The organism is Marivita sp. NO-S04, assembly GCF_059070475.1.
On the sequence record NZ_CM180980.1, the window covers coordinates 1,054,848 to 1,065,201 of the forward strand.

General features: G+C 62.0%; 14 protein-coding genes and 1 other annotated feature. Of the genes, 1 reads left to right on the top strand and 13 read right to left on the bottom strand.

Annotation, left to right across the window (positions count from 1 at the left end):
* Positions 1-13 precede the first annotated feature (13 nt).
* Together ACK3EW_RS05680 and ACK3EW_RS05685 are read right to left on the bottom strand one after the other, a co-directional pair.
* A protein-coding gene (locus ACK3EW_RS05680; RefSeq protein ID WP_493808251.1) for an IS3 family transposase occupies positions 14-1,248 on the bottom strand; the annotation gives its coding sequence in 2 pieces (ribosomal slippage) (positions 14-948 and positions 948-1,248; 1,236 coding nt in all).
* Positions 845-961, bottom strand: a sequence feature (AL1L pseudoknot). Its footprint overlaps the gene before it by 117 nt.
* Positions 1,139-1,738, bottom strand: a complete 600-nt coding sequence (locus ACK3EW_RS05685) for a hypothetical protein (RefSeq protein WP_493808802.1) — start codon at positions 1,736-1,738, stop codon at positions 1,139-1,141. Before ACK3EW_RS05685 ends, ACK3EW_RS05680 begins: the two co-directional genes overlap by 110 nt.
* A 212-nt stretch (positions 1,739-1,950) precedes the next feature.
* Here ACK3EW_RS05685 and ACK3EW_RS05690 point away from each other — a divergent pair, with 212 nt between their 5' ends.
* Positions 1,951-2,529: a hypothetical protein gene (locus ACK3EW_RS05690; protein WP_493808803.1), complete on the top strand. Its 579-nt coding sequence runs from the start codon at positions 1,951-1,953 to the stop codon at positions 2,527-2,529.
* 59 nt (positions 2,530-2,588) lie between these two features.
* Here ACK3EW_RS05690 and ACK3EW_RS05695 read toward each other — a convergent pair whose 3' ends face one another.
* The 11 genes from ACK3EW_RS05695 to atpD all read right to left on the bottom strand — a co-directional run bounded on the left by ACK3EW_RS05695 (position 2,589) and on the right by atpD (position 10,103).
* Positions 2,589-2,951 (bottom strand): hypothetical protein, encoded by a 363-nt coding sequence (locus ACK3EW_RS05695; protein ID WP_493808804.1) that lies wholly within the window; start codon positions 2,949-2,951, stop codon positions 2,589-2,591.
* A gap of 44 nt (positions 2,952-2,995) precedes the next feature.
* A complete protein-coding gene (locus tag ACK3EW_RS05700) occupies positions 2,996-3,412 on the bottom strand; it encodes a hypothetical protein (RefSeq protein ID WP_493808805.1) in 417 nt (138 codons plus the stop codon).
* 182 nt (positions 3,413-3,594) lie between these two features.
* A complete protein-coding gene (locus ACK3EW_RS05705; protein ID WP_493808806.1) occupies positions 3,595-4,449 on the bottom strand; it encodes a F0F1 ATP synthase subunit gamma in 855 nt (284 codons plus the stop codon).
* Complete coding sequence (locus tag ACK3EW_RS05710) at positions 4,446-5,969, bottom strand: F0F1 ATP synthase subunit alpha (protein WP_493808807.1); 1,524 nt, start codon at positions 5,967-5,969, stop codon at positions 4,446-4,448. The genes ACK3EW_RS05705 and ACK3EW_RS05710 overlap by 4 nt, the downstream gene beginning before the upstream one ends.
* Positions 5,959-6,696: a F0F1 ATP synthase subunit delta gene (locus tag ACK3EW_RS05715; RefSeq protein WP_493808808.1), complete on the bottom strand. Its 738-nt coding sequence runs from the start codon at positions 6,694-6,696 to the stop codon at positions 5,959-5,961. The genes ACK3EW_RS05710 and ACK3EW_RS05715 overlap by 11 nt, the downstream gene beginning before the upstream one ends.
* Before the next feature lie 4 nt (positions 6,697-6,700).
* Positions 6,701-6,949, bottom strand: coding sequence for a F0F1 ATP synthase subunit C (locus ACK3EW_RS05720; RefSeq protein ID WP_416882424.1), 249 nt, complete (start codon positions 6,947-6,949; stop codon positions 6,701-6,703).
* The gene (locus tag ACK3EW_RS05725; protein WP_493808809.1) at positions 6,946-7,644 is read right to left on the bottom strand and encodes a F0F1 ATP synthase subunit A; all 699 of its coding nucleotides are present in this window, start codon (positions 7,642-7,644) and stop codon (positions 6,946-6,948) included. Before ACK3EW_RS05725 ends, ACK3EW_RS05720 begins: the two co-directional genes overlap by 4 nt.
* Positions 7,641-7,931 carry an N-ATPase subunit AtpR gene (locus tag ACK3EW_RS05730; protein ID WP_493808810.1) on the bottom strand — a complete coding sequence of 97 codons (291 nt, stop codon included), beginning with the start codon at positions 7,929-7,931 and terminating at the stop codon, positions 7,641-7,643. The genes ACK3EW_RS05725 and ACK3EW_RS05730 overlap by 4 nt, the downstream gene beginning before the upstream one ends.
* Positions 7,928-8,221, bottom strand: coding sequence for an AtpZ/AtpI family protein (locus tag ACK3EW_RS05735; RefSeq protein WP_493808811.1), 294 nt, complete (start codon positions 8,219-8,221; stop codon positions 7,928-7,930). The genes ACK3EW_RS05730 and ACK3EW_RS05735 overlap by 4 nt, the downstream gene beginning before the upstream one ends.
* Complete coding sequence (locus ACK3EW_RS05740) at positions 8,218-8,628, bottom strand: F0F1 ATP synthase subunit epsilon (protein WP_493808812.1); 411 nt, start codon at positions 8,626-8,628, stop codon at positions 8,218-8,220. The genes ACK3EW_RS05735 and ACK3EW_RS05740 overlap by 4 nt, the downstream gene beginning before the upstream one ends.
* Complete coding sequence (atpD, locus tag ACK3EW_RS05745) at positions 8,625-10,103, bottom strand: F0F1 ATP synthase subunit beta (RefSeq protein ID WP_493808813.1); 1,479 nt, start codon at positions 10,101-10,103, stop codon at positions 8,625-8,627. The genes ACK3EW_RS05740 and atpD overlap by 4 nt, the downstream gene beginning before the upstream one ends.
* Positions 10,104-10,354 lie beyond the last annotated feature (251 nt).

Consider the following 10,354-nt stretch of genomic DNA (forward strand, 5'->3'; position numbering starts at 1 on the left):
TCTGGTTCAATAGTTAGGCTGCTTTTTCGTCAGCGTTCAAGCTTGCGTAGAATGCCTCCTCTGCTTCTTGTGGCGTGATGTAACCGACGGCGCTGTGAAGGCGGGTGTTGTTATACCAGTCGACCCATTTCAGAGTTTCCCATTCGACCTGACCGACCGACTTCCAGGGGCCGAGGAACTTGATGACCTCGGTCTTGAACAGGCCGATGATGCTTTCGGCGAGGGCATTATCATAGGAATCGCCGACGCTTCCGACCGAGGTATCGATGCCGGCCTCTGCGAGCCGCTCGGTGTATCGGATCGACAGGTATTGGCTGCCACGATCACTGTGATGGATCAATTTGTCAGCCTCAGACGGCGCCCTCTGGCAGATGGCCTGGTTCAGGGCATCCAAGACGAAACCAGTCGTCATCGAGGTCGAGACCCGCCAGCCAACGATCTTGCGGGCGAAGACGTCGATGATGAAAGCCACGTAGACCATTCCTTGCCAGCTGGAAACATAGGTGAAGTCGCTGACCCAAAGCTGGTTTGGCATGTCCGCCACGAAGGCTCGGTTTACCTTATCGTGCGGGCAAGGTTGTGCCGTATCGGGGTTGGTGGTGATCACCTTCTTGCCCCGCACAACGCCTTGTAATCCCATGACCTGCATCAACCTCTCCACCGTGCAGCGGGCGATATCATGGCCACTGCGGCGTAGCTGGTGCCAGACCTTGCGCGCGCCATATCGGCCCCGGCTGCCCTCGAAGGCCTGCTTGATCGCAGCCATGTCCAGCTGATCCTGCCTGGCCCGGTCCGATGCCAGATCCGGATCACGCTCCACGGCCTTGAAGGCGTAATAAGTCGATGGTGCGATCCCCAGAACCCGGCAGATCGGCCCGACACCATGGACACAACGGTGATCATCAATGAACGCGATCATTTGCGGAATGGGCGGTCGAGCTCCGCCGCTGCGAAATATGCGCTGGCCTTCTTCAGGATCTCGTTGGCCTGGCGCAGTTCACGGACCTCACGCTCAAGTTCCTTGATCCGATCCTTCTCGGCACTTGTCAGACCGGCCCGCTGCCCGGCATCGCGTTCGGCCTGCTGACACCAGACCCGCAGACTGTCCGGCGAACAGCCAAGCTTCGGCGCGATGGCCTTATAGGCGGCCGTATCGCTGGAATAATCGGTACGGTTCTCTCGAAACATCCGAACACCGCGTTCGCGAAGCTCGGCCGGATAGGCGGGGGTGAATCTCTGCTTTGTCATAGGGCTCATCCTTTGAGTGTTTTACTCTCCGGTAAACCCGGGGCGGTTCAGTCGAGCCGCCTGCCGCAAAGAGCGCCATGAGGATCGGGATCATCCATTTCTCCCGCCCCTTGAGCCGGGCCATCGCACGCTTGATGCCCGCATCGATGGCGCCCGTGGCTGTCACAACACCGATGAACCCGCCGATCATGAGGACGAAGAGCGCGACGTCGATGGCATTGGCAGAGTAGCTGCCCGGATCGTAGAACCCTGCGATGGGTGCCTGGATAACGTCGAAGAAGCCCTGCGGATTTGCGTCGGTGGGCGCGTAGGTTCCCGCCACCGGCACGTCTTTGCCAAGCGCTTCGGACGCCGCGCGTTCATACTGACCGGCCGGGATCACCCAGGTCAGGCCAGCGATGATCACGATCAGTGCGAACAGGATGGTATAAGCAGAAGGGAAGTGGAAGCGGGATGCAGTTTCTGTAACGGGCGGGGTGGGGGGTTCCATCGACGTCGTCCTTTGCCAGCAGGGGCCGCGATCTGGTGTACGGCTGTTGTTACAAGGCTAGCCGAGGATGACAGATGGCGGACTGACGGAGGTTAGCGGAGGTTGCAGCCCGCCATGCCTGGCCTGCCGCCCTACTGATCTGCATCAGTATCCGGAAGGACTGATGCGTCTAGAATTGTCGCCAAATTACACCCGCAAAGACGGAGAAACCGATGGCGCGCAGTGAAGCTTCGAACCACAAAACAACGGTCATCAATATCCCGGAGGCCGTCGGTGTCTTCGACACGTTCGAAGACCTTCAGAAGGCTTTCTACGATCTGCGGATGGTTGGCTTCAGTCGGTATGACATGAGTCTCTTGGGCAAACAGGAGGCGTTGGAGGAAAAGTTGGGCAAGGCATTTTGGCGGTCGTCAGATCTGGAAGATGACCCAGAGGCACCTCGGGCAGCATTCGTCTCCGAAGAGGCTATCGGCGAGTTGCAGGGCGGTATCGCCGGCGGGTTCTTTTTCCTGGGATCATATGTTGCAATGGCCGCAATGATGACGGCGGCAAGCACGCTTGCGGCCTCGATCGCGGCCATCGCGATAGGCGGCCTGCCTGCGGTGGTGATCGGGGCTTTGTTGGCCCGGCGGGTTGGCAAGCATCACAAAGACTATTACGCGGACCAGATCGAACACGGCGGCATATTGCTGTGGGTGCGCGTGCATGACAAAACGCGAGAAGAACTTGCCGTAAAGATCATGAAGGGGCACTCGGGGCGCGATGTTCACGTTCACCCGTGGAGCGAGTAAGCCGTCAGGATTCTTCAGAGCATCAGCACAAACCGGGCCATGCCGTTCACCTCCGAATGTCACCCTTCGTTCTCATCCCTGATAGGCGTTTGCTGGTGTACCAGACGCAGCCATGTGCCCTCATCGTTCAGGTAGGTCGAGGTGCAGAGCGCCTCGTAGATTGGCTCTTCGCCCCGTTCGGCGGAAACGCGATACGCGAGGACGGCAAGGTTCTTCTCGCGAGACAAATACCGCTCGCTCATCACAATTGACCGCCATCGCTGGGCGACGTCTTTTTCCCTCCAGAGCGCGTCGCCCTGGAGAATACCGGCAGGCAAGGGCAAGACGAAGACAGCACCCTTTGCAGTCATGTGTCGCGCACTGTCGGCGCCTTGTGTCCAGAAGCGTTCTTCCAGGTCCCAGAGCGTGTCATTCGCTATCATGGCGGGCTCCTTTCCAGCGGTGGTGTTGGGATAAGCAGCTCATGTCACTGGCCTTGAGCGAGCATAGTGATCCAGATGAAAATCAACGCGGCCGCGACGACCCAAGGGAACCAAGGCTTTCGCAGCGGGATCACAAGTTTTGGTGCCGCACTCTCCGAAACCGAACTTGTCGACTTCGCCGGCTTGGGAAGAAAGGCAAGAAGCTTCAAAGCGATCCTGCCGCGATCCGAGACTTGGGTCGACACGTCACGGAACTTGCCAATCAGCGCTTCTAGCCTCTGCTGCGCAGCGCGTCGTGGCAATTTGGAAAGATCCGCCGCCTCGGTCCAAGGGTCTACACCCAGCCGAGCCAGCATCGATAGAACCGTGACAGAAAGACCTTGGTGGTCCTCTCCGAGCGGCGCGTAAAGAAAAGCCTCGTATTGCGGGTCCTGTCGGAGTTGTTCGGGGGCATAAGCCATGGTGGGATCCTTGCTGGCGCTGTTTTCCTGGCCGCAATTGGCCGTAGGTGACGCACCTGTTGAACCGAAGCTGGCGACGGCCAAGCTTTCGGCAGTCCAAACATGGCTCAAACTCTGTACCCGCGCGCTGACCCAGATCAGTCAGGCCCAAAACACCTCGGCAACATTGGTATTGAAAGAAGCTACCTTGCGTCGCGCGCGGACGCCGTGCCAGTCCCCAGTTCGATGATTTCGGCTGTGATCGCTTCCTGTCGTACCTGGCGCAGCGTCGCCTCGAATTCGCCCAGCTCGCGCGTGATCTGGCTGCCTGCGGCGGACATGGCCTCCATGCGTGCCTCGTTCTCTGCGGCAAAGGCATGCAGTGCCGCCTTGCACACCAGGGCATGGAGATAGTCCCCGCTGAGACTGCTGATCAGGGCGTCCGTTGGAAGCTGGGTCAGCGGACGTGTCGCCCCGGGCGGCGGCAGGGCCGACAGATCGACCGGCAGCAAACCCTGCCGGACGACTTGAGGTTGCCCGGAGGCCCATCCGGCATGGATCATATCCATACGCTCAAAACGACCCTCGCCCAGGGCGCGGTAGATCGCCTTGGTAATCTGATCGGCCAGTTTAGGGATGCCGGGCGTGTGCGAGGACATCGGCGCAGACCAGACCGGACCGAGCCCTCGCGCCGCGGCGATGGACAGGCCGCGGGTGCCGATCAGACAGAGGGTGCTGGCCGACAGGTCGCCTTCGATGCTGTCCAGAACGCGTTCACTGAAGGCCCCGGCGAAGCCCTGTTCGGCGCAGAACACCAAAAGACCGATGCTGCCGTCGGCTTGGCTTTCGGAGGTATTGGCCGATGATGCAGGACTCGCGGGGCCAAGTGCTTCGGATATGGCGGTTGCAATTGTCGCGGCATAGCTGTCGACGGCTTTGATCGCTGCGCGGGCGGTGTTGGCGCGCGCCGCGGCGATGCCCTTCATCGCGTTTACCACGGCCCCCAACTGGCGAATGCCGTCGATCCGGGCGCTGACATCGGCCAGTCGTTCGGTCATGTCGCTGGCTCCGTATCGCCAAGCTGCGTCGCAAGGCGGGTCATCGCGGCCATCAGGGCAGCCCGGGCCGTCTCATTCAGGTCTCTGGTCTCGGAAAGGATGCGCAACGCATCGGCGGCGTCCCGGTCAAGGATATCCGGCAGTTCATCCCGAAAGGCGGCAACAGCATCAAGTGACAGGGGGTCCAGCAGCCCTGACTGCAAGGCGAGAAGGATCGCCACCTCATCGGCCAGGCGAAGGGGTGCATTCTGCGGCTGACGCAGGATTGCGCGGATCCTTTTCCCGCGCCTGAGTTGATCGCGGACCCGACCTTCGGGCATGCCCCCGAACCGGGTAAACACCTCGAGTTCCAGAAACTGCGCATAGTCGAGCCGCAGCGTGCCGGCCGCCTCGCGCAGCACAGGCGCCTGGGTCTTGCCTCCCACACGGCTGACGCTTAGTCCCACATCCACTGCCGGTTTTTGCCCCTGATGGAACAGATCGGCATCCAGCACGATCTGCCCGTCGGTGATCGAGATCAGGTTGGTCGGGATATAGGCCGACAGGTTCCCGACATCGGTTTCCGCAATCGGCAAGGCGGTCAGGGAGCCGCCGCCACGTGCCTTTGACAGCTTGGCCGCTCGTTCCAGCAGGCGGGCGTGGATGTAGAATACGTCCCCCGGATAGGCCTCGCGCCCCGGAGATTGTCGGGTCAGAAGGGCGATCTCACGATGAGTGGCGGCGTGTTTGGACAGATCGTCAATCACCACGAGGGCGTGACCGCCCTTGTCGCGGAAGTATTCCGCCATCGTGATGCCCGCATAGGGTGCGATCCATTGCGGCCCGGGCGCCGAGGCGGAGCCTGCGACCATCACGATGCAGCGCGCGAAATTCCCATGCGCCTGCAGCGCGTCGATGGCGCGGCGCACGCGGGATGTCTTTTGCCCCACGGCGACATAGACGCAGATCATGTCGCTGTCGCGCTGCGCTATCATCGCGTCGACAGCTAACGTCGTCTTTCCAGTGGAATGGTCGCCGACGATCAACTCGCGCTGACCCCGGCCAAGCGCGAACAGTGTGTCCATCACGAGTATCCCGGTTTGCACCGGCTGGGTCACGAGATCGCGTTCGATGATCGACGGGGCAGGGCGCTCGATCGGCCAGTGCTCTTCAGCCTCAATTGCCCCCTTGCCGTCCAACGGGCGGCCGAGCGGGTCGACGATACGCCCGAGTAGGGCGTCGCCCACAGGCACGCTCACGACTTCGCCCGTACCGAAGACGGCGTCGCCTGCCTCGACCTTGGTCGCGGCGTCGATGAACACGCAGCCAATCAGATCGGGGTCCAGAACCCGAGCGAACCCGAATTGGCCGCCCTCGAACCGCAGAACCTCGTCCAACCGCACATCGCGCAAGCCCGAGATCATCGCCACACCGTCCCCGATCTCTTCGACGCGGCCACTGTGTTCGGGTCGCGGACCCAGTGCCGCGCGCCGCACCGCGTCTTGCGCCGAGGCGAACCAGTCTGGCGCGTCAGGCGGCATTCTCGACCTCCTTCAGGATAGTCTCCAGATCGGCCCGCCAGCTGTTGTGAAGCACGAAATGCCCGCTGCGCAGTTCCAGTCCGGCGATCAGGCTAGGATCGGTGGCAAGACGAACGCTGGGCGTGCCGCCCAACACATCCTTTACCGCGTGTTCTATCTCGACCCTTTCCGCACCCTCCGGGGCTGTCGCTGTGACGATCTCGATGCCATCTCCCGAGGCTATCAGCGCCGCACGGTCGGAGGCTGACATGTCCGCGATCGCCTCGACAAGTTGCGCAAGGAACGTCGTCTGAACCGCAGGCGTGTTGAACCGTCCCAGAAGCCGGGCTGCAATCTCGACCGACAATTCGGCAGACCTCGTTGCGTTCTCTTGCCGCGCGGTGTTTCGGTCGCGGTCAATGGCGGTGTGCGCGGCAGCGATCAGAGTGTCTGCCTTGGTTTGCGCATCCTTCAGCGTGGCTTTCGCGACTGTGTCGGCTGCCGCCTTGGCCTCGGTACGTATGGCATCGCGTTCCGCAGCGATTCCTACTCGGGTCTCAACCACCTCGGCCAGCGCAGCGTCGGCTTTCGCTTGTGCTGTCTTGCCTTCCTCCAACAGGGCCTGCGCCGTTTCCTGCCGCCGGGTGATGGCCCCGGCAACCGGACGCCAGAACACGCGGCTGAGCAACCAGACGAGGATCAGGACGTTGATGGCTTGAAGACCCAGTCCCCACCAATCGAGGGTCATGCGCTCATGCCAGTAGCGGGTTGGCGAAGAGCAGCAGGAGCGCGATCACCAGACAATAGATTGCCGTCGTCTCGATCATCGCAAGCCCAACGAACAGCGTGCGCGAAATCGTATTTGCAGCGTCAGGCTGTCGGGCAATGGCGTCCATCGCGGCGGCGACGGCGCGCCCTTCGGCAAGGGCGGGACCTATTGCGCCAAAGGCGACCGCAAAGGCGGCGCAGAAAATGCTGGCAATGGCAGCGTAGTCCATCATGTATCCTTTTTCTTTTGGGACAGATCGGTTTTGGGTGCGCCGTCCTCGACCGCAGAGGTAATGAACACCATCGCCAGCACCGCGAAGATGTAGGCCTGCACCAGCCCGGTCAGCAGATCGAGCGCCATCAGCGGGATCGGCACCAGCAGCCCTGCCAGCGAGGCGACGATGCCGATGACGAACACCCCACTCATCACGTTGCCGAACAGGCGGACGAACATGGAAAAGACCCGCGTCAGGCTTTGCAGGATGTTCAGCGGGATCATCACCGGGTTTGGTGCGGCAAAGGATTTCAGCCAGCCGCCAACGCCGCCCGCGCGTATGCCGAACCAGATCACGGACAGGAACACCAGAACGGCGAGGGCGGCATCGGTTTCAAGCTGTGCGGTCGGAGGGTCGATCCCCGGCACAAGCGAGGACCAATTCGCCACTAGGATGAACACAAAGAGCGTGCCAATGAACCCGCGATAGGGTGCGGGCGCAGCACCCGTCGTCTCGGTGATCTGGGTGTCGAGCGTGGCGACCATCAGTTCCAGCGCGGCCTGCCGCCGGGTTGGTCTGAGGTCTAAGCGGCGGGTTAGGGCATAGGCCCCGATCACCAGTATTGCCATGATCGCCCATGTCGTGACGATGGCTTGTGTGATCGGAACCGGTCCGATCTGGAACAGAACGGTGGAGTCGAGCGGAGAGTTCATGTTTGGATCTCCTGCATCCTGCGGAGCATGATCCACTTGGCGCAGAGGAGTCCCGCAAGGGCCGCCAACAGGGCAAGGCCGCCTGCGAGAACGGCGATGAAGAAGCCAGTGGCCAGAAGCGAGATGCGCGCGAGGGTCAGGGCGATCGCCCTGAGCGGTTTGTCTCCGCCCACGATCAGGTTGGCGGTCTCGCGAAGCGCACGGAAATAGCCCCATCCGATGAAAAGCCCGCCCAGAAAGCAGATCGGAAGAATGACGACGAGCGGGAGAGTGGAGAGATATGTCATCGTGCGTTCATCCATTTCCAGGCGGTCCAGCCGCCTATGCAAAGCCCGAACAGCATCATCGGGGCGCTCCAGAAGATGCCCGTCTCGAATTGCGCATCGAGCCAGCGTCCGAAGAACAGGCCCGCCAGTGTCGGCACCACAAAGATCCAGCCCAGCACGCCGATCTGCGCCAGACGCCTCCCGACGGACATGTCACCTTCGCGCAGCCACTGTGCGCGCCGGCTGCGATGCTTGCGGATTTCCTCGACGAGAGGATCGGTCTCTGGGGGCTCAGAGGGGTCTTCGGTCACCGGAACTTTCCCGTGTCTGCGCCCCGACGCAACCCGCTGATCATCTGGCGGATGGCGTTCATCTGCAGTCGCATCGTCTCGACATGCTCAACCCGTTCTTCGTCGGCGTCGGTCTGAAACCGGGTCAGCACCTCCGCGTCCAGCGTGGCCAGATCGTCGCCCGCCACTGCCTCGCGGGTGGCGATCCCGACGGTGCTGCCGCCAGTCACGGTCAGCACCCCACCGCGCAAGGCGCAGAACCGCTCGAGCCCGGCGCTCTTCCAACTGAGGATGGAGACCGAGAGCGCTGTCAGGAATGGGGCGTGGCCGGGCCGAATGCCGAAGCTGCCGCTGGCGTCCTTGGCCCGCAAGCTTTCGGCATCCTCGTCCACAACGACGGACAGGGGGGTCACGATCCGCAATCTCATGCTGCTTCCTCGGCGTCGGTGACGGCGTCGGCATTTGCAGCGGCCTCTTTCGTTCTTGCGTCCTCCAGCGTACCCACCATGTAGAGAGAGCTTTCGGACCACGCGTCGGCTTCGCCGTCCAGAATGGCGCGGCACCCCGAGAGGGTCTCGGTGAGTGGCACGCTGGCGCCCGGTGTGCCAGTAAAGGCCTCAGTCACCATGAAGGGCTGGGTCAGGAACCGTTGCAACCGGCGTGCGCGTTTGACGATCAAGCGGTCGGCAGTGCCCAATTCCTCCACCCCAAGCAGCGAAATGATGTCAGTCAACTCGCGGAACCGGGCCAGCGTCTGCCGGACCGCCTCGGCGGTCTGGTAATGCGCCTCACCAACAATCAGCGGATCGAGCAGCATCGATGACGACCCCAGCGGGTCAATCGCCGGATAAAACCCTTCGGAGGCCTGGGCGCGGGACAGCATGATCACGCAATCCATGTGCCCGGAAATCGTGGTCACCGCGGGGTCAGTGAAATCGTCGGCTGGCACATAGACGGCCTGAATGGCGGTCACGGCAGAGCCTGCCACTGACGCTATCCGTTCTTGCAGCCCCGCCACTTCCGTGGCGAGTGTTGGCTGGTAGCCCACGCGCGAGGGCAGGCGGCCCAGAAGGCTCGAGACCTCGGCCCCGGCCTGAACAAAGCGGAACACGTTATCCATCAGAAGAAGGACGTTCTTGTGCTTCTGGTCGCGGAAGTATTCTGAAATCGTCAAGGCTGTGAGCGGAGCCCGCCAGCGCGCGCCGGGTGGCTCGTTCATCTGACCGTAGACCAGCACAGTGCGCTCCAGCACGCCCGAGTCCTGCATTTCGGTCAGCAGCTCATGGCCCTCGCGCGATCTCTCACCGACGCCCGCGAAGACGGAGATACTTTCATATTTCTCGACCATGGCGCGGATCAGTTCCATCACCAGAACGGTTTTGCCCACGCCCGCGCCGCCGAACATCGCGGCCTTGCCGCCCTGCGCCATCGGCGTCAGCAGGTCGATCACCTTGATCCCCGTCTCGAACACGTCGGTGGCGCCAGTCTGCGATTTCAGAAGCGGTGGCAAGGCGTGGATCGACCGTCGCGGCGTATCGTCAGGAAGGGCAGGCCCGTCGTCCTGCACGTTACCCACGACATCCAGAAGCCTTCCAAGAACGGCTTCGCCCACGGGCACGATCACCGGCACGCCGCTGGCTTGCACCGGCACGCCACGGGCAAGGCCGGCGGTGGATTGCAACGCCACCGCACGGACGGTTTTCCGGTCGAGGTGGCTGTGGACTTCGAGAATGAGGGTAGTTGGCCGGTCCCATGCCACCACCAGTGCAGAATTGATTGGCGGCAGGTCGGGCCCGGCAAAGACAACATCTACAACCGCCCCTCGGACGGCATGCACGACACCATCGAGAGGCAAGTCGCAATCATCCACCTGTGCGCCGTTCCCGACCCGGGTAGGGTCCATCTTCGGTGTCGGTTCTGAGCGTTTGGGTGTCAAACGGGGCCTCTTTGCTTTCCTGTCGCGGGCAACCAGCCAAAAACGGCAGCGTGCGGGGAACACTTTTGAGAAGCATAGAACTCTATGCGACGGTGGGCGCTAACCTGCATCAATGCGACCAACACGGTCGTTTGCCACGCAGGGCGTATGCGCCGCTCCGGCTTTGGTCAGCCCGAACAGATCAATGCGGAAGATGGCGTTCAGACACAAAACGCATA